Source organism: Nocardiopsis metallicus (genome assembly GCF_014201115.1).
Lineage (GTDB): Bacteria > Actinomycetota > Actinomycetes > Streptosporangiales > Streptosporangiaceae > Nocardiopsis > Nocardiopsis metallicus.
This window is the reverse complement of record NZ_JACHDO010000001.1, coordinates 1,265,792-1,283,850: the sequence shown is the minus strand read 5'-3', so window position 1 is coordinate 1,283,850 and position 18,059 is coordinate 1,265,792. Positions and strand designations below refer to the sequence as shown.

17 protein-coding genes and 1 pseudogene are annotated in these 18,059 nt (G+C 71.9%); 9 read left to right on the top strand and 9 right to left on the bottom strand.

All coding sequences use genetic code 11. From position 1 onward, the window contains the following. Nucleotides 1–74 precede the first annotated feature (74 nt). Nucleotides 75–641: a TIGR03086 family metal-binding protein gene (locus tag HNR07_RS05340; protein WP_184362654.1), complete on the bottom strand. Its 567-nt coding sequence runs from the start codon at nt 639–641 to the stop codon at nt 75–77. A gap of 143 nt (nt 642–784) precedes the next feature. Between HNR07_RS05340 and HNR07_RS05335 the strand changes: the two genes are divergently transcribed. After that, nucleotides 785–1,963, top strand: coding sequence for a saccharopine dehydrogenase family protein (locus HNR07_RS05335; protein WP_184362652.1), 1,179 nt, complete (start codon nt 785–787; stop codon nt 1,961–1,963). 100 nt (nt 1,964–2,063) lie between these two features. Here the strand turns inward: HNR07_RS05335 and HNR07_RS05330 are convergent, their stop codons facing one another. Next, nucleotides 2,064–2,540: a hypothetical protein gene (locus HNR07_RS05330; protein WP_184362648.1), complete on the bottom strand. Its 477-nt coding sequence runs from the start codon at nt 2,538–2,540 to the stop codon at nt 2,064–2,066. A 170-nt stretch (nt 2,541–2,710) separates the two neighbouring features. Here HNR07_RS05330 and HNR07_RS05325 point away from each other — a divergent pair, with 170 nt between their 5' ends. The 3 genes from HNR07_RS05325 (at nt 2,711) to HNR07_RS05315 (ending at nt 5,642) form a co-directional block, all read left to right on the top strand. Continuing rightward, nucleotides 2,711–3,592, top strand: coding sequence for a patatin-like phospholipase family protein (locus tag HNR07_RS05325; protein ID WP_184362646.1), 882 nt, complete (start codon nt 2,711–2,713; stop codon nt 3,590–3,592). Further along, nucleotides 3,592–4,638 (top strand): 1-acyl-sn-glycerol-3-phosphate acyltransferase, encoded by a 1,047-nt coding sequence (locus tag HNR07_RS05320; protein ID WP_184362643.1) that lies wholly within the window; start codon nt 3,592–3,594, stop codon nt 4,636–4,638. Before HNR07_RS05325 ends, HNR07_RS05320 begins: the two co-directional genes overlap by 1 nt. Nucleotides 4,639–4,721: 83 nt before the next feature. Then, the gene (locus HNR07_RS05315) at nt 4,722–5,642 is read left to right on the top strand and encodes an LLM class flavin-dependent oxidoreductase (protein WP_184362640.1); all 921 of its coding nucleotides are present in this window, start codon (nt 4,722–4,724) and stop codon (nt 5,640–5,642) included. Between the two features lie 23 nt (nt 5,643–5,665). Here HNR07_RS05315 and HNR07_RS05310 read toward each other — a convergent pair whose 3' ends face one another. Both HNR07_RS05310 and HNR07_RS05305 read right to left on the bottom strand, forming a co-directional pair. Next, nucleotides 5,666–6,697 (bottom strand): hypothetical protein, encoded by a 1,032-nt coding sequence (locus tag HNR07_RS05310; protein ID WP_184362637.1) that lies wholly within the window; start codon nt 6,695–6,697, stop codon nt 5,666–5,668. A 116-nt stretch (nt 6,698–6,813) separates the two neighbouring features. After that, entirely contained in the window at nt 6,814–7,815 is a 1,002-nt protein-coding gene (locus HNR07_RS05305) for a hypothetical protein (RefSeq protein ID WP_184362634.1), read from the bottom strand. 174 nt (nt 7,816–7,989) lie between these two features. Here HNR07_RS05305 and HNR07_RS05300 point away from each other — a divergent pair. Beyond that, a pseudogene (locus tag HNR07_RS05300) lies at nt 7,990–8,463 on the top strand (GNAT family N-acetyltransferase); the annotation flags it as partial. Between the two features lie 218 nt (nt 8,464–8,681). Here HNR07_RS05300 and HNR07_RS05295 read toward each other — a convergent pair. Both HNR07_RS05295 and HNR07_RS05290 read right to left on the bottom strand, forming a co-directional pair. After that, complete coding sequence (locus HNR07_RS05295) at nt 8,682–10,175, bottom strand: aminopeptidase P family protein (protein ID WP_184362628.1); 1,494 nt, start codon at nt 10,173–10,175, stop codon at nt 8,682–8,684. A 238-nt stretch (nt 10,176–10,413) separates the two neighbouring features. Next, the gene (locus HNR07_RS05290; protein ID WP_246420115.1) at nt 10,414–11,001 is read right to left on the bottom strand and encodes a GNAT family N-acetyltransferase; all 588 of its coding nucleotides are present in this window, start codon (nt 10,999–11,001) and stop codon (nt 10,414–10,416) included. Nucleotides 11,002–11,152: 151 nt separating this feature from the next. Between HNR07_RS05290 and HNR07_RS05285 the strand changes: the two genes are divergently transcribed. Further along, the gene (locus tag HNR07_RS05285; protein ID WP_184362625.1) at nt 11,153–12,250 is read left to right on the top strand and encodes a pyridoxal-phosphate-dependent aminotransferase family protein; all 1,098 of its coding nucleotides are present in this window, start codon (nt 11,153–11,155) and stop codon (nt 12,248–12,250) included. Nucleotides 12,251–12,385: 135 nt separating this feature from the next. Here the strand turns inward: HNR07_RS05285 and HNR07_RS05280 are convergent, their stop codons facing one another. Continuing rightward, nucleotides 12,386–13,315 carry an oxygenase MpaB family protein gene (locus HNR07_RS05280; protein WP_184362621.1) on the bottom strand — a complete coding sequence of 310 codons (930 nt, stop codon included), beginning with the start codon at nt 13,313–13,315 and terminating at the stop codon, nt 12,386–12,388. Between the two features lie 322 nt (nt 13,316–13,637). Here HNR07_RS05280 and HNR07_RS05275 point away from each other — a divergent pair, with 322 nt between their 5' ends. The 3 genes from HNR07_RS05275 (at nt 13,638) to HNR07_RS05265 (ending at nt 15,840) form a co-directional block, all read left to right on the top strand. Beyond that, nucleotides 13,638–14,105 (top strand): nuclear transport factor 2 family protein, encoded by a 468-nt coding sequence (locus HNR07_RS05275; RefSeq protein ID WP_312893610.1) that lies wholly within the window; start codon nt 13,638–13,640, stop codon nt 14,103–14,105. Nucleotides 14,106–14,181: 76 nt separating this feature from the next. Further along, nucleotides 14,182–15,477: an ISAs1 family transposase gene (locus HNR07_RS05270; protein ID WP_221318720.1), complete on the top strand. Its 1,296-nt coding sequence runs from the start codon at nt 14,182–14,184 to the stop codon at nt 15,475–15,477. Nucleotides 15,478–15,513: 36 nt separating this feature from the next. Further along, nucleotides 15,514–15,840 carry a cupin domain-containing protein gene (locus tag HNR07_RS05265; protein ID WP_184362618.1) on the top strand — a complete coding sequence of 109 codons (327 nt, stop codon included), beginning with the start codon at nt 15,514–15,516 and terminating at the stop codon, nt 15,838–15,840. Nucleotides 15,841–15,977: 137 nt separating this feature from the next. Here the strand turns inward: HNR07_RS05265 and HNR07_RS05260 are convergent, their stop codons facing one another. Then, nucleotides 15,978–16,667, bottom strand: coding sequence for a response regulator (locus HNR07_RS05260; RefSeq protein WP_184362615.1), 690 nt, complete (start codon nt 16,665–16,667; stop codon nt 15,978–15,980). Next, nucleotides 16,634–18,034 carry a sensor histidine kinase gene (locus HNR07_RS05255; protein ID WP_184362612.1) on the bottom strand — a complete coding sequence of 467 codons (1,401 nt, stop codon included), beginning with the start codon at nt 18,032–18,034 and terminating at the stop codon, nt 16,634–16,636. The genes HNR07_RS05260 and HNR07_RS05255 overlap by 34 nt, the downstream gene beginning before the upstream one ends. Between the last annotated feature and the right edge of the window lie 25 nt (nt 18,035–18,059).

Below are 18,059 nucleotides of genomic sequence, written 5' to 3'. Positions count from 1 at the left end.
ACCGGACCCGAGGGCCTTGGCGCTGGTTCTGGTGAGCCTCGGCCCCCGCGGTCCTCAGGTCCGGGGCTTCGGTCCTAGTTCTTCCTTCCGGTGAGAGCCAGCAGCCTGGTCTGGGGATCGGCGCCCTCTCCCACCGGGACCGGAGCAGCGAACAGGTCACTGCCAGCGAAGACAGCCTCGTTCCCCTTGGCCCAGGTGAGCAGCTCCTCGGCCAGAGTCGGGTCGAGTCTCTCGTCAGCTCCGATCGCCCTGGCCAGGTCCCAGGAATGAATTCCCAGGTCAAAGGTCATCTGCCACAGGTACTCGCGGCCCGGGACATCACCGAAGGACAGGTGGACGGTCTGGTCCAGAGCCGAGGGCGCCAGCCAGGCGGTGCGGGACTCGCGGGAGGCGACCGTCCAGGTGGCCGCCGGTTCCTCACCCAGGTTGTCGCCGTCGAACCGGCTCCCGATCTCCTCGACGCGCGCCCCCGCGAGCAGGTGCGGCACCCACAGCTGTTCGGCGGTCAGATGGTTGACCAGGTCGTGCACGTCCCAGTCCGCGCAGGGCGTGGGCAGTGCCCAGTCGGTCAGGGTCACCTCGGCCACCCGGCGGTCGAACTCGGCCATCGCGGTGCCGTGCAGGTCGACCAGGTCGGTCATGTCTCCCCCTGTGCTTCCCCGGACGCGGTCGTGGACATCGCTGCGGGCCTGCGTACCCGGCGGACCCCGGGGGCCAAACCGGTTTCGGGACGCGTGCGAGACTGTGGGCGGCGCATCGAGCAACTCTGAGAGGCTGAACCACCTTGGAACGCGGGCACGACATCGTCCTGTTCGGCGCGACCGGATACACCGGGGCGCTGACCGCCGAGTACCTGGCCACGAACGCCCCGCGCGAGCTTCGGTGGGCACTGGCCGGACGGAACCGGGACAAACTCGAGTCGGTGCGCGCCGAGCTGGCCGAGATCGACCCGGACCGGCCGCTGCCCGAACTGCTGGTCGCCGACGTCAACGACCCCGCCTCGATCCGTGAGCTGGCCGCTTCGGCCCGGGTCGTCATCACGACGGTGGGCCCCTACAGCGAGTACGGCGAACCACTGGTGGCCGCCTGCGCGGCGGAGGGCACCGATTACGTGGACCTGACCGGTGAGCCCGCGTTCGTGGACCGCGTGTACGTCAAGCACCACGCCACCGCGGTGCGTACCGGGGCCCGGCTCGTGCACGCCTGCGGTTTCGACTCGGTCCCGCACGACCTGGGCGCGCTGTTCACCGTCGGGCGGCTGCCCGAGGGGGTCCCGCTGCACGTGGAGGGTTTCGTCCGGGCTCGGGGGAACGTCTCCGGCGGCACCCTGCACTCGGCCGTCGGTGCCTTCGCCGACCCCGCCGGCATGCTCGCGGCGGCCCGGGAGCGGCGTGAGCTGGAGGGCCTCCCGGAGGGGCGCCGGGTGCGGATCGACTCAGGCGGCCGCCCGCGCACCCGGCTGGCCCGTGGGTGGACGGTCCCACTGCCCACCCTGGACCCGCAGGTGGTGGTCAGGTCCGCGGCCGCCCTGGAGCGGTACGGGCCGGACTTCTCCTACGGCCACTATGCGGCCTTCCGCCGGTTGACCAGCGTGGTGGGCGCGGTCGGCGGCGCCGCCGGGGTGATGGCGGCGGCCCAGGTACCGCCGCTGCGCGACCGCCTGCTGTCGTTGCGCCCGCAGGGTGAGGGCCCCACCGAGGAGCAGCTCGCCAACGGGTGGTTCACCGTGCACTTCGCGGGTTCGGGCGGCGGCCGCCGGGTGCACACCCTGGTCTCCGGCGGCGAGCCGGGGTACGCGGCGACCTCGGGGATGCTCGCGGAGTCGGCGCTGTGCCTGTGGCAGGACGACCTTCCGCGGACCTCGGGCCAGGTGACCACGGCGGTGGCCATGGGCGAGGCCCTGATCCGCCGCCTGCCTCGCGCCGGTGTGGACTTCGAGGTCCTGCGCACCTTCGAGGTCTGATCCCGGGGAGGGCGGGCACTGAGGACTGATCCGGGCGCGTGAGCCCTGGGGAGCACGAGTCCCGGGGGCTGCCCCGGGGTTCGGGCTCCGAGGCCTGGGTTCAGCCCCGGCCTGGCCGGGTTCCGGGCCACCCCGCACAGGCGGCCCGGGCCAGGCCGATCGCGACCGCGTCCTCCACGACCGCGCCCACCCACGCCCCGCGACCGGTACCCCACAGGGACCTCCAGCGCACCCCGGCCGCGGCCCCCACCGGCGCGGCGGCCGCGGCGATCCCCGCCGTGGCCAGCACCGGCTGGCCCAGTCCGCGGGCCAGGAGCGCACCGCCCAGGCCACCGGCCAGCACCCGGACCGCTTTTCCCGGCCCGGCCAGACGGCTCGGCGCGCACGGGAGTTTGTCGGTCGCCAACTCGCCGGTGACGGCCAGGGCGATGGCGTACTGTGCGGGTCTGCTTCCCCGGGACCGCGCCCCGGCGAGCAAGGGCCCTGCCGCCCCGAGCGTGCTGCGGGACCCGGCGGCGAGCCCGAGCAGGACGGCCCGGGTGACGGTCGCGGCGGTCAGGTCGGTCGGTGCGGTCATGGTGTCCTCCCGGAGTCGGATCGTCACATCGAGTATCACACCGGAACCCGTGCTGGTCGGGGTGCGCTCGCGGGAGTTCCCGTTCTGGGTGGCCGATCCCGGCTCTTCCTCACAGCGTTCCCGGCCCTGGATTCCCTGGTTCTCCGGGTGCGGATTCCTAGACTGTGCCGGTGACAGACTTTTCTGACCTCTCCGACGGCACTTCCTCCGGCGGGCACGGTGACCCTGGTCCGGTGGCCTTCGTTCTCGGCGGGGGCGGGGTGCGCGGCGCGGTCGAGGTGGGCATGATCCGAGCGCTGCTGGAGGCGGGGGTCACCCCGGACCTGGTGGTGGGCACCTCCATCGGTGCGATCAACGGGGCGGTGCTGGCCGCCGACCCCACGATGGCGGCGGTGGAGCAGCTGATCAGGACCTGGACCTCCGAGGACGCCAACGCGGTGTTCGGGGACGCCGTGAGCCGCCAGCTGCGCCGCCTGGTGACGACCCGCACCCATCTGATCTCACCGGAGCCGCTGCGCCGCCTGCTGGTGGCCGCGCTGGGACCCGAGCCGGCCTTCGAGGACCTGGCAGTACCGCTGCGGGTGGTGGCGGCCAGTATCGAGCGCGCCGCCGAACACTGGTTCTCCGCCGGGCCGCTGGTCGAGGCGGTCATGGCCTCGGCGTCGGTGCCCGGGCTGCTGCCGCCCACCCGGATCGACGGGGAGCACTTCATGGACGGCGGGATCGTCAACTCCATCCCCATCGAGGGCGCGGTGCGGGCCGGTGCGCGCACCGTGTACGTGTTGCAGGTGGGGCGGGTGGAGGAGCCCCTGGCGGTGCCGACCAACACGGTGGAGACGGCTCGGGTGGCCTTCGAGATCGCCCGCCGCCACCGCTTCGCCCGGGACCTGGCGACGCTGCCGAAGGATGTCCGGCTGCACGTGCTGCCCAGCGGGGGTGCCTTGGAGGGTGACGAGAGTCCGCTGTCCTTCCGGCGGTTGGACACCGTCCACCGGCGGATCGAGCGGGCCTACGAGGCCTCCCGGAGCTACCTGGCCGGGGTCGAGGCCTGATGCGGCTGCCCCCGCGCTGGTTCCGGCGCCTGGTGATCGCCCCGACCGTCGTGCTGCTGGGCTTCCTGGTGCTGAGCACGCTGCCGCTGTGGTTACTGGTGGCGTTGGCGCTGGTGTCGATGGTGCCGAGGCGGATGCGCGTGCCCCGGGTGCTGTGGATGTTCATCTTCTACCTGCTGTGGGACGCGGCCGCGCTGGTGTCGCTGTTCGTGCTGTGGGTGGCCTCCGGGTTCGGCTGGCGGATCCGTACCCCGGCGTTCCAGCGGGCACACTACGCGCTGACCGGATACTTTCTCCGGGTGCTGTTCCGACAGGCGCGGTGGGTACTGCGGCTGCGTATCCGCGGCGTCGGGGACGGCACGGACACCGACTTCTTCGGGGATCCGATGGCTCCCGGGCGGCCGCTGGTCGTGGCCTGTCGGCACGCGGGGCCGGGTGACTCGTTCATCCTGATCCACACGCTGATCAACCGCGCGCACCGGGATACCCGGATCGTCCTCAAGGACGCCCTGCAGTGGGATCCGGCGATCGACGTCCTGCTCAACCGGCTGCCCAGTCGGTTCATCGCGCCCTCGCCGTTCACCAGGGGCGGCGGGCCGCGCCCGGAGGGGGTACGGGAGCAGGTCGGCCAGCTGGCGGCGGGGTTGGACGGCAACGACGCGTTCGTGATCTTCCCCGAGGGCGGGAACTTCACCCCGGACCGCAGGCGCAAGCGGATCGCCCGACTGCACGAGGGCGGTTCCCCGGGGCTGGCCCGGCGGGCCGACGGGATGCGCAACGTGATGGCGCCGCAGCCGGGCGGACTGTTCGCCGCTCTGGACGCGGCCCCGGACGCGGACGTGGTGTTCGTGGGGCACACGGGTCTGGACCGGATGGTGACGGTGGCGGACGTGTGGCGCGAACTGCCCATGGACAAAGAGATCGTGATGCACGGCTGGCACGTCCCGGCGGGGCGGGTTCCCCGGGGGCGCGAGGAGCGCGAGCGGTGGCTCTACGACTGGTTCGAGACCATCGACGCGTGGGTCGACGAGAACCGTCCGAAGTGAGTTCGGCCGACCTGGACACGGCCGGTCCGGATCCGACCCTCCCCCTTGACCTCAACCAAAGTTGAGCATTCAGGGTGGTGGTCATGACTACGATCGACATCGGCGCGGTGCTGCCCACCGCCATGGAAGAACTCACCGACCCCCGCACCCCCGGCGTCACCGAGGCCGCCATCGCGGTGGAGGAGCACGGCCTGGAGTCCCTGTGGGTCGCCGACCTGCTCCTGGGTGACGGCACCCCGGCCCTGGAACCGACCCTGACCCTGGCAGCGGCCGCCGCCGTCACCCAGCGGGTCCGGCTGGGCTTCGGGGTCCTGTCCGTCCCGCCCAGGCCCGCGCCCTGGCTGGCCGCGCAGATCGCCACCCTCCAGCACCTGTCCGCGAACCGCCTCCTGCTGGGCGTGGGCATCGGCGGGTTCCCCGACTCCCCGCTCTGGCGAGCGCTGGGCGTGCCCGCGAAGGGGCGGGGCCGGGCCACCGACACGACCCTTGACCTGCTGCCCCGTCTGGTCACCGGAGAGGAGGTGCGTTTCGAGGAAGCCGACACGACGCTGCGGCTGGCCCCGGCCGCACCCATGCCGCCGGTCCTGGTGGGCGGTACCGAGAAGGCGTTCGACCGGATCCTGCGGGTAGGCGCCGGGTGGCTGCCCTCCCAACTGTCCCCCGCCGGTCTGGCCGCGGCCGCAGAGCGCCTGCGTTCCCGCGCGCGGGAACAGGGTCTGCCCCGGCCCCCGATCACCGTGGGCGGCCACCTCGTCCTCGGCGAGGATCGCTCGGCTCGGCAGGCCTACGAGACCCTGGTCCGGCAGCTCGTCGAGGAGCACGGTATCCCCGAGGAGGAGGCCGCCCGGGGCCCGATGCTGGCGCGCGCACCCGAGGAGCTCGCCGAGCTCTACACCGCGTACGCGGAGGCCGGGGCCGACCGTGTCGTCGCGGGCGCGGACAACCTGGGCTGGGAGGAACAGCTGGACTTCATCGGCCGGGCCCGCGCCCTGCTGCCCAGTTAGGTGGCCGGGCCCTGCTGCTCGGATCACAGGTCGATGGTCACCACGTACACGCCTTCGGAGGTGGCTACCACGACCTCGCCGTCCAGGCCGGCCAGTAGGTCGCAGAAGCCGCCCGGGATCTCCCAGGGAATCGCGACGAGCTCGGGCTCCGCGCCGTCCGTGTTCTCCGGCACGTCCAGGAAGCAGTAGACCAACCGGATCGGCGGGACCCGCCCCGCCGCGGACGGCGGGTCCTCCTTCTTCTGCGCGAAGGCCGCGACCGGCCGCCCCTCCCACTCGGCCAGGGCCACCCCGACCGACAGGGGCACCCTGACCACCGGCGTCAGCTCCGGCAGGCAGAGCACAGACTGTTCCTGGGCCAGGTAGGAGTGCCCTCCCACGGTGGCGACCACGGCGGTGCCGGCCTCCGGTTCGACCTTCCCCATCCGTGCGCCGTCACTGGCCCGGTACACGCCCACCCGGGGTTCGGGGAGGTGCTCCGGAACGAAAGCCGGATCGTGGGCCGTGTACTCCACACCCCATACGACGTACTCCTCGTCCGGTACGGCCAGCCACTCACCGCCCAACGACATCCGCTCCTGGTGCTCCCTGTACATCGGGAACCAGTTTTCCCAGGCGAGGAAGGGTTCGGACGGATCCAGACCCACCACGGTCCAGCCGTGGTCGTGGCGGTTGGGGTTCTCCAGCAGGTACAGCACCGTGCGCCCGTCGATCCTGGTGAGAGCCGCGTCACTCAGGCTGCGGCACTCCCGCTCCGGCAGGGGGATCCGCTCCACAGGTCTCCCGTTCCTGGCGTCCTTGACCACCAGGGTTTCGGACTTCACGTAGGCCAGCACCGGCACCGGCCAGCGTTCGGGGACGTCGGCCAGGCAGACCCTCTCCGGGAGGGTGAAGACCGGGCCGAAGGGTTCACGGGTGCGCAGGTCGAAGGAGCGTGCGTGACACCCGCTCGTGCCGTAGTCCCAGCTCTCCTCCTCCAGAACCATGAGGATGGCGCCCTCCCGGTACAACCGGGGAGAATCCAGTGTCCGATCCCACAACCGCGTCACGTGCACGCCCGACCGTCCTTCGTCCCGGAACCGTCGCACCGCACGCTACCGACGGCCCGTCCGGGCCCGGCGCCCGGGGTCGGGCCGGGTCTTCAGTCCCGAACCGGCTCCGAGCCCCCGCCCTAGCCGTTCACGTGCAGCGCGTACACGCCCTCCGTGGTGGCCAGGACCACCACCCGGTCCGGGGCCGCGACCAGGTCCTCCAGCTCGCCCGGCCAGGTGCCGGGGATCTCGACGACCGGCTGGCCGGGCCGGTCCAGGTAGCGCACGCGCAGCCGGTCCAGGTACCAGGAGCCCAGACCACCGGGGCGGGCGTCCTCCTCCTGGTAGACCGCGACGGCCTCGCCCTCCCACTCCACCAGGGAGACCAGGGTGCGCGGGCCGCCGAGCTCGGCGACCAGGTCCAGGTCGGGCAGGGAATGGATGCGCCCGGCCACCGCCAGCAGCGGACGACCGCCGACCCGGGCGGCCACGGTCTCGGAGTCGGCGTGGCTCTCCACCTCGCCGAGGTACTCGCCGTCCTCCAGCCGGTACACGCGTTCGCGGGGGTGTTCGTAGTCGGCGAGGATGACCGGGTCGAAACCCGGGTCCTGGCCGGGGGCGACCAGGAAGTCACCGGCGAAGGACATGCGCTCGCCACGGGCTTCGTGGCCCGGGCGGGAGTCGGCGAGGTCGGGCACGGCCGCCCCGGTGTGCGGGTCCACCGCCCACCATCGGCTGCCGCCGTCTCCGTCCTCACCGAAGAGGAAGACGACCGCCTCCTTGTCCAGGACGCGCAGCGCGACGTCGTCGGGCCACAGCTCCCCCGGTTCGGCCAGGTCGGTCTCCAGCAGGGGACTGCCGGTACGCGGGTCGCGCACGCTCACCGAGCGACGCGAGGCCTGGACCAGGACCGTGCCCGGCCACCCCTCCCCTTCGGGTGACCGCGCCAGGTTGACCGGACCCTGCACCTCGAAGGCCGTGCCGAGCGGACGCAGCGACCGGGTGTCGAAGGCCCGGGCCTCGTAACGCGACTTCCTGGGGTCCGGGTTGGGATCGACGTCGCCGTGCACGAGGACCGTCCGGTCCGCCAGGAACAGGCGCGGAAACCTCAACCCCCTGCGCCACAGCCGTTCCGCGCGCACGAGTGGACCTCCCCCGGTTCTGCCGAATCTTCCGTACGTACTGTCGCCACGAAAACCGTAGCGGGTGCCGGAACGGGCCGCCCCCGGATCAGGCGGGCCGTCGGCCGGACCGGCGCGGTGTGCAGCGCTCCCTACCGTTTCCGTGACCTGCGACATTATCCGAAACCGGTCGGCATGCCCGGGGAAAGCGCCTCATTCGACAGCTGTCCGGTTCGCCCCGGGGAGGTACCCGAGAGGAAAACCGGGGTCCGCGGGGGCTCACCAAGAACGGGGTCGGCGTGGCAGACTCCCCGGACAGAGGTCGACGGCGACAGGGGTGTGTGCGTGTCGGAGTTCCGGGTGACGGTGTGTGCGGCGGACGAGCTTGAGCGCGAGGAGGTGCTCGCCCTGTACCGCTCGGTGGGGTGGAGCGCCTATACCGAGTCCCCGGAGGTGCTCCTGCGGGCACTGGCCGGGTCGCACCGGCTGGTGAGCGCCCGACGGGAGGGGGAGCTCGTGGGTTTGGCCCGGTCGATCTCCGACGGCGCCACGATCGTCTACCTCCAGGACGTGCTGGTGCACCCGGACGAGCAGCGCCGCGGGGTGGGCCGACAGCTACTGGACGAGCTGTTCGCGGGCTACGCCGGGGTACGCCAGCGGGTGCTGGTCACCGATGAGGAGGACCGGCAACGCGCCTTCTACGAGAGCCTGGGGTTCGTGGAGGTCCACGACCACGCCCCGCCGTTGCGTTCGTTCGTGCGCTTCGCGTGAGGGTCGGGCCCCGGCTCCGCATACCGGGCGGCGCCGGGGCCGCCCTCGTGGCGGACGGGTGTCGGCGGGCCGCCTTTCCCCGGGGGAGGCGGCCCGCCGACACCCGACGCGACCGGTCAGCGCGGAAGTCGCTCGGCCAGCCAGGCCTCGACGTCGACGGCAGAACGCGGCAGACCGGCCGACATGACCGTGCGGCCCTCCTCGGTGACCAGGACGTCGTCCTCGATGCGCACGCCGATGCCGCGCAGCTCCCCGGGGACGGTGAGGTCGTCCGGCTGGAAGTACAGGCCCGGCTCGACGGTGAGCACCATGCCCGGCTTGAGCTCGCCGTACAGGTGCACCTCCTGGCGGGAGACCGCGCAGTCGTGCACGTCCAGACCGAGCATGTGACCGGTGCCGTGCAGGGTGTAACGGCGCTGCAGGCCCAGCTCCAGGACGCGGTCGACCGGGCCCTCCAGCAGGCCCCACTCGACCAGGCCCTCGGCGAGGACGCGCTGGGAGGCCTCGTGGAAGGCCTTGAAGGGCCGCCCCGGGGCCACGGCCGCGATTCCGGCCTCCTGCGCCTCGTACACCAGGTCGTAGACCCTGCGCTGGATGTCGGTGAAGGTGCCCGAGACCGGCATGGTGCGGGTGACGTCGGCCGTGTAGAGGGTGGTGGTCTCCACGCCGGCGTCCAGCAGGAGCAGGTCGCCATCGCGAACCGGGCCGTCGTTGCGGGTCCAGTGCAGGGTGGTGGCGTTGGCGCCGGAGGCGGCGATGGTGCCGTAGCCGACGTCGTTGCCCTCCACGCGGGCGCGCAGGAAGAACGTGCCCTCCACGAAACGCTCGGAGGTGTCCTTGGCCTGCGGTAGAGCCTTGGCCACGTCGCCGAAGCCGCGCACGGTGGCGTCCACGGCCAGCTGGAGCTGGGCGATCTCCCACTCGTCCTTGACCAGGCGGTGGTCGGCCAGGGCGACGCCGAGGTCCTCGTCCAGCTGAGCGGACTTGGCGCGGGCCTGGTCGTCGGCGTCGGCGCGCAGCTCGTCCACCAGGGCGTCGAGCTCGGCGTCGTGGCCGCGCACGATACGGGTGGTGACCGAGGCGTCGGCGCGCAGGGCCCCGGGCAGGGTGCGCACGTCGGCGGTGGGTACGCCGAGCAGGTCGGAGGCCTCGCCGAGGCTGTTGCGGCGGCCGGTCCACAGCTCGCCGTAGCCGCCGAGCCAGAATTCGCCGTTGTCGCGGTTGGAGCGCGGCTTGAGGTAGAGGACCACGTCGTGGCCGCCGTCGGCCCGGGGGGTGAGCACCAGGCAGTTGCCGTCGGTGGTGTCGCCGGTCAGGTAGGCGTAGTTGGTGGCGGCCCGGAAGGGGTACTCGGTGTCGTTGGAGCGGGTCAGGAGCTGGCCGGACGGGATGACCAGGCGGTCGCCGGGGAAGGCGGCGCTGAGCGCGGCGCGGCGGCGGGCGGTGTGCTCGGCCTGCTCGATCGGCTCCAGGTCGCGCAGCTCGGTGTCGGCCCAGCCGGTGGTCATCCACGCGGCGAGCTCGTCGGAGACCGACTGCGCCTGGCCGTTCTTTCGTGGACTGAACACGGGGGCGTTCGCCTCGGCCTCGGGACGCTGCTGCTCGCTCACGTTGTGACTCTCCAGAGTTGGTCGAAAAGGTGCGGGGCGGCCTGGCCGCTGGCGAGGACCGGCAACCTGGCCGGGGCCTTCGGCCTGGCCGTTTCCTCCATCGTACGGGGGTGTTCGTACCCCTGTCCGTTCCCCGGACATAGCGCTCCCCATAACGTCCGGCCCGCACGGGTCATGCCCGGCTGGGAGCTCCCGACCAGGCGGCTGCGGCCAGGTAGCTCCGGCCGGACAGCTCCGGTCAGGCCAACGGCTGTGGGGTTCGGTTCCGCAGGTCGTGGGCGAAGGGGATCGCCTTGGGGTAGGGGAGGTCCTCGACCGTGGTCGGGTCCACCCACCGGTAGCCGATCCGCTCGTACAGGGCGACCGCCTCGGGCTGGGAGGGTCCGGTGAACAGCATGACCCGGGTGTATCCGAGGTCGCGCGCGGCCTCTTCCAGGGCGGTCATGATCTGCCGTCCCAGCCCGCGCCGCCGGTGCCGGGCGGAGGTCCAGACGCGTTTGAACTCGACGGTGTCGGCCTGGTCGACCCGGCCCTTGCGGTAGGGGCGCAGAGCCCCTCCGGCGACGACCTCGCCGTCGAGTTCGGCCAGGACCAGGCATCCGTGCGGGGCGACGAACTCGGTGACCGGGTAGCGGCTGAGCTCGTTTGCGGCCCCCTCGGCCCCGTAACGCTCGGTGTACTCCTCCATGAGCCCGGCGAGCAGGCCCGCCACCCGGGGGTCGTCATGGGGCACCCGCAGCATGCGCACGGCGCCGGTGTGCACGTCGGCGCCGCCCGCTCCGCCGGTGCCCGTTCCGGCATCCGCCCTGGTGTTGGTCTCGGTCATCGGTGTCCCTCTCACACGCGTCACGTCCGTTCGCCCGCCGGAATCCTACGGCCCGTCGCGAACTCCGCGGAGTCGCGCACCGGGGTGCGAGCTTCACGCAGACGACACCCCCGTTTCGGTGGGGTCACGGCGTTCCGGCTAGTGTTCGAGCATGTCAGTCAGCGAACGCACCCTGTTGGGCCCGGGCCCGAGCAATCCGTACCCGGAGGCGACTCTGGGTCTGGCCGCTCCCCTGCTGGGTCACCTGGACCCCGAATTCATCACCCTGCTGGAACGCGCCTGCGGGCGACTGCGTTCCCTGTGGGGCACGGAGAACCCGCTCACACTGCCCCTGTCCGGCACCGGTTCGCTCGGGATGGAGACCGCCTTCGCCAACACCGTTCGCGACGGTGACGTGGTGGTCGTGGCCGTGAACGGGCTGTTCGGCGAGCGGATGTGCGAGGTGGCCGGGCGTTACGGCGCCGAGGTGGTCCGGGTGGACCACGAGTGGGGCCGGCCCGTGGACGTCCAGCGCGTCCTGGACGCCCACCCCGCGCCGAGGATCGTGGCGGCGGTGCACGCGGAGACCTCCACCGGCGTGGTCAGCGACATCGGAGCCCTGGGCCGCGCCTTGCGCGAGCGTTCGGACGACACCCTGCTGCTGGCCGACTGCGTCACCTCCCTGGGCGGCATGCCGATGGCCCTGGACGAGTGGAAGGTGGACATCGCCTACTCCGGCACGCAGAAGTGCCTGGGCGTGGCCCCGGGGCTGGCGCCCTTCACCTTCTCCGAGCGGGCCTGGGAGCGCCGGGTGCAGGCCCCGCCCGTGTGGTACGTCGACCTCGGCCTGCTGGGCGCCTACGTGCGCGGCGGCCCGGGTGGGCGCGCCTACCACCACACCGCGCCGACCGCGATGGTGGCTTCCCTGGACGCGGGGCTGGCCCGGATCGAGGAGGAGGGCCTGGAGGCCGTGGCGGCCCGCCACGAGGCGGCTGGTGCGCGGCTGCGCGAAGGACTGCTGGAGATGGGCCTGGAGCTGTTCGCCGCCGAGGGCCACCGCCTGTCGCAGCTGACGTCGGTGCGCGTACCGGAGGGCGTGGACTCGGGCAAGGTGCGCGAGCGGCTGCTGCGCGAGTACGGCCTGGAGATCGGCGCGGGCGTGGGCCCCTACGCGGCGACGGTGTGGCGCATCGGCCTGATGGGCCACAACGCCCGCCTGGACCGTGCCGAGCTGGCCCTGGCCGCCCTGCGCCGCGTCCTGGACCGGTGAAGGGACCCCGGTCCTGAAAGTCCAGGTTTGCACGCTCGACAAAGCGATGGAGTAGCCGGACCGCTGGATCGGCTCTGACAGCCGAGCCGGGGGCGGGCGGGGATTCCCGCCCGCCCCGACTGTTCCGGGTGGTGCTCAGGCCTTGGCGGGGATCCGCTGGGCGGGGGCGTCCGGGGGGCGGAAGGTGGTGCGGGACCGCAGGGCCCGGAATCCGTTCTCCACCTGGTATCCGGCCGCCAGGAGCCGCTCTCTGGCCTCGTCCGCGCTGCGTACCGTGGCCTCGTCGAAGATCAGGTTGTAGTAGCGCTCGGGGATCCGGTTGAGCCCTGAGCGCAGCGCCCTCAGGCCCGCGGTGGCCACCGGATCAGCTCCGGGCGGTTCCGGGAGCATGCCGTAGGCGCGGCGCGCCCAGGCGGGCAGGGTGGCGTAGGACAGCGCGCCCACCGGGAACCAGAGCGGTTTGAGCGGGGCCAGCCAGGCGAGTTGTTCGGGGACCTTGGGCCAGAGCAGGAAGCGCACCGCCTGGCGGGCCTCGGGGGTCACGCTCAGGCTCGGTCGGACCTTGGCGAGGTAGCGCCGCATGTCGGCGACGTTGCGGGGAACGTCGCTCGGGTCCAGACCGACGTAGGTGGCGGTGTGCGCCTGTTCGTCGAGGTAGCGGTCGAGGTCGGCGGTGCTGAGTTCGAGCCCCGCCCGGTGGCAGGTCTCCAGGTAGGAGGTGACCTCGGCGCAGTGCACCCACACGAGCAGGTCGTGCTGGTCGACCCGGTGGAGCCTGCCGGTGGCGGGGTCGGTGAAGCTCAGCGAGCGGTGGACGCGGCGGATGTGCTCGCCGAGGGTGTCGGCCTCGGACAGACTGCCGTAGGTGGTCACCGCCACGAAGTGGGCGGTGCGCAGCAGGCGGCCGGTGGGGTCGGTTCGAAAGTCGGAACGCTGCCAGACCCCCTGCATGGCGATCGGGTGCAGTGCCTGGAGCATCAGGGCGCGCACGCCCGCCACCCACATCGAACGGTCCAGGTGCACTCTCCAGGTGACGCTCTCGGGGGCCGCGACCGTAGGCTGCATCCTGTCTCCTCCGGGGTTGCGTGGGGGCCGGGCGAGGGTTCACCCGGGTTTCGCACCGTGTTGCAAGAAAACCGTGTGACGAGAAACCTTGTGGCAGAGCACTTCCACGATACGTCCGCTTCCCCGGGCCGATCCGCCGGATCGGCTGGCGGGGTGGCCGGGCCGGTCAGCGAGTCGGCCGAGGCGGGCACACCGATCCGTGACCCGCGCTTGAGCGAACCCTGAGCTGGTGCGGGTGGAGGGTGGAAAGCAGATCGCCCCGTTCCCGGCGGCGGCCCTCTCCCTCGCAGGTTTCCCGTTCTTCGCGGAAGGAGTCCGCACCATGGCCACCACGAGCAGCGGATCCGGTTTCGACCTCGATACCTTCCGGCGAGCCCTGGAGGAGGGTGACACCGACACCCTCATCAGCCAGTTCGCCGACGACGCCGACATCGAGACCGTCGACCGCCGTACCCCGCCCAGCGCGCCCACCGTCATCCACGGGCGCGACTCCATCGAGTACTACATGCGGCAGGTGTACTCGACGGACACCGACCACGAGATCCTCCAGTGCGTCATGGAGGGCGACCACGCCGCCTACACGGAGCGCTGTACCTACCCGGACGGCCTCACGGTCATGAGCATGACCATGCTGGACCTGACCGACGGCCGGATCACCCACCAGTCGACCGTCCAGGCCTGGGACGAGGAGGCCCCGGACACTCCCCAGGGCCCCGGAGTTCTCGCGGTTTGTCGGGGAAGTAACGAACGCCGGATCTACACCGCCTGTGAGGACATAACCGGGTTCTGACATGCAAAAACGGGCACGGGCCTGAAGGATCATGGAGTTGTCGAGACACCACTATCCGCAAGGCTCCGCACCCGCTGTGTCATCATCTCGCTCCCAAGGCGTTCTCACAACCGATCCCGCCGAACCGCTCACCCCGGACCTGATGGACCACCTGGCCACCATCGACGACCCCCGCCACCCACGCGGCCGCCGCTACCCCCTGACCGCCTTGCTCGCCCTGAGCGTGTGCGCTCTGACCACCACCGGCCACAACACCACCACAGCCATCACCGAATGGGCTCACAACGCACCCCCACCCATCCTCCTGCGCCTGGGGCTTCCCGTCTGCCCTTTCACAGGGCGGATTCACATCCCCGACGAGCGCACCCTGCGCGAGGTGCTCGCCCGCCTGGACCCCGCCCAACTCGCCCGGGCCGGCCTGGCCACCCTGGACACCCGCACCGGCCCACCACCCACACCCCACAGTGCGGCCCGCACCCCCGGCGGGGCACCCGAACGCGAACACCGCCGGTCCCACCGCACCCGCCAATGCCAGATGCCACCCCCACGGCTACGCCACACCGCCTACGCCGTGGACGGCAAGACCCAGCGCGGCGCCCGACCGCGCAAGGGCCGCGCTTCGATCTCGATGTCCTTGCACGCCGCCCGCCACCACGACGCCGCCGTGGCCGCCTGCACCCAGCTGGGCAACAAGAAGGGTGAGACCAGCGCCTTCACCGCCCTGCTCGACCAACTCCACGACACCGAGCTCCTGGGCGCGATCATCACCGCCGATGCCCTGCACACCGTGGCCGACCACGCCACCTACCTCCTTGAGCGCGGCGCCCACTACCTGATCTATGTCAAGGGCAACCGGCCCAGGCTGCACTCCCAGCTGTCCACTCTGCCCTGGTCACAGATACCGGTGGCCCACAGTCAGGGCCCCACCCACGCCCACGGACGCGAAGAACACCGGTCGGTGAAGGTCACCGCCGTGACGGGCCTGGCCTTTCCCGGGGCCCGACAGGTGGTGCGCATCGAGCGCCACCGCCGCGAGCACGGCAAGGCCCAGGGCAGCCGCGAGGTGGTCTTCGCCGTCACCGACCTGGACGCCCACCAGGTCTCGCCCGCGGAACTGGCGGCCCACGCTCGCGGTCATTGGACGGTGGAGAACCGGGTGCACTACGTGCGGGACGTGACCTTCAACGAAGACGCCCGGCGCACCCGCACCGGGGCGGCCCCGGTCGTGTTGGGTTGCTTGACCGACATCGTCCGCCAGGCGCTGAGCGCCGCGGGGTGGAAGAACACACAGTCCGGGCGCAGAGCCCACACAGGCAAGGACAAAGTCCTCGACCTACACGGCATCAGACGAACTCGGCCTGTATGGATCTAAACCGCGAGAACTCCGGGGCCCTGGGACACTCCCCGGGTGGCCGACTTCGCGACCACCGACGCCCGCGTGGAGTTCGACCACGGGCACACCGAGGCCGTGCACCTGGGCGGGCAGTTCCTCAACCGGATGACCCTGGAGCCGGGGTGGCGCTGGTCCGAGCACATGGGCGCCGAGGCCGGTACCGACCTGTGCATGCGCACCCACACCTGCCTGGGCATGGAGGGCACGCTGGCGTTCCGGACCGCGGACGGCGAGGAGCAGCGGGTCGGGCCCGGCCAGGTGGCGTTCATCCCGCCCGGCCACGACGCGTGGGTGGAGGGCGACGAACCCGCGGTGATCGTCGAGTGGAGCATGGACCGCTAGACACACGGGAGACGCGGCGCCACCGGAGAAGCCGGAGGACGGGCAGGCGCCCGGGCCCGGCTCTCCGGTCGGCCCGGGCCGCGTGAGGTGGGTGTACTGACCGGGGAGGCCGGCAGGCACGGGCCGACCGGTCCGAGTCAGGTGCTCTGGGTGCGCAGATAGGCCAGGACCGCCTGGACGCGGCGATGGATGTCGTCGTCGGGCGGCAGGTCGAGCTTGGCCAGGATGTTGCCCACGTGCTTGCCCACCGCCGCGTCGCTGACCACCAGCTTGCGGGCGATGGCGCCGTTGGAGTGGCCCTCCGCCATCAGTTCCAGTACCTGGCGTTCCCTTGCGGTCAGCCGTTCCAGCGGGTCGGAGCTGCGGCGCAGCAGCTGCCGGACGACCTCGGGGTCCACGAAGGTCGCGCCCTCCACGACCCTGCGCAGCACCGAGGCGAATTCACGGACATCGCCCACCCGCTGTTTGAGCAGGTATCCCACGCCCTTGCCGTCACCGGAGTCGAGCAGGTCGGTGGCGTAGCTGAGTTCCACGTACTGGCTGAGCGCCACCACGGCCAGTCCCGGGTTCTCCTGACGCAGCCGGACCGCGGCGCGCAGCCCCTCGTCGGTGAAGTCCGGGGGCATCCGGATATCGGTGACGACCAGACCGGGCCGGTGCTCGGTGACCGCCTCGACCAGGGCCTCGCCGTCCTCGACCGCGGCGACGACAGGGAAGCCGAAGCGCTCCAGGACACCCACCAGGCCTTCGCGCAGCAGAACGCCGTCCTCGGCGAGCACGGTCGGTACGGGGGTCACGGCGTCGGGTCCGCTGGAATCGGTCCGCACGGCAGCTCCACTCGGATTCGGGTCGGCCCGCCTGCGGGGCTCGTGAGCCCCATTGTGCCGCCCATCACGGCCACCCGGTCACCGAGCCCGGTCAGCCCGCTGCCCCTGGCCGCGTCGGCCCCGCCCACCCCGTCATCGGTGACCTCCACCGTGAGGGTGGCTGTAACGGTCCCCTGTGCGGCCCCGACCGCCCGGATGTCGCCGGAGGCCAGGTGCGCGCGGACGGTCACGGCGGTGGCCTCGGCGTGCTTGTAGACGTTGGTCAGGGCCTCGGCGACCACGAAGTAGGCGGTGCCCTCCACGTGCGGGGGCAACCGGTACGGGATCGCGGTCTCGACGGTGACCGGGACCGGGCAGTGGTCGGCAAGCTCCTGGAGCGCGTTGTGCAGTCCGCGATCGGTGAGCACGCGCGGATGGATGCCGCGCACCAGCTCGCGGATCTCGTCGATGAGCTCATCGGCCTTGGCCTGGGCGGCGACGACCCTGCGGTCGGCCGGGGAGCCCTCCTCCAGTTCGATGCGGGCCATGCCCAGGTCCATGCTGAGCGCCACGAGCCGCTGTTGGGCGCCGTCGTGCAGGTCGCGTTCGATCCTGCGGCGCTCGTACTCGAAGGCGTTGACCAGGCGGGCCCGGGACTCGGTGACCTCGTCGAGTTCGGCCCGCAGCTCCTCCTTGGGCGGGCCGACCAGGAGGGCGCGGGCGATGACGCCGTGGCCGTAGGACATGGCCCCGCAGCTGTAGAGCAGCAGGACCACCACGAGCGGGGAGAGCAGGGCGTAGGGCAGTGCTTCGAGTGGGGTGGCGAGGGTGGTCCAGCCCATGGCGATGGGGGGCTCGTCCTCGTCGAGCAGGATGAGGGGCGTGACCGCCAGGGCGATGGTGACGCTGGCCAAGGTGAACGCCACCAGGAAGGCGACCCCGACGAGCGGGAACATGACCGCGGCGTAGGCGACCTCGCGCCAGGTCGCGGCCTCGGCGTAGCGAGTGCGGATCCAGCCCCACAGGCCGGGCGGCGGCGTACGGTGTCCGCTGCCGTTCTCTCCGGGCATGACCAGGTACAGGCGACGGCGTTCCAGGGCGCCCAGCGGGATGGCCACGAGCGGGGCGAAGCAGAGCACCGTGAACAGGCCGGAGAGAAACGCGAAGGCGAATTCGCCGGTCGAGGCCCCGGTACCGGTCATCGCGACGAAGAGGGTCCAGGGCATGTACACGGGTATCGCCACGAAGAGCAGGACGCCCCCGACCAGCAGGGTGGTCAGTACGTAGGCCAGGGACCGCCAGGGCCAGGCCGAGATCAGGTATCTGGGGCCGGCGAGAGCCTTGAGTAGGGTACTCGGCGCTCTTGTGTGGACGTTCCGCGTGTTCATGGATCCAACGCTAGGACGCCGCCCC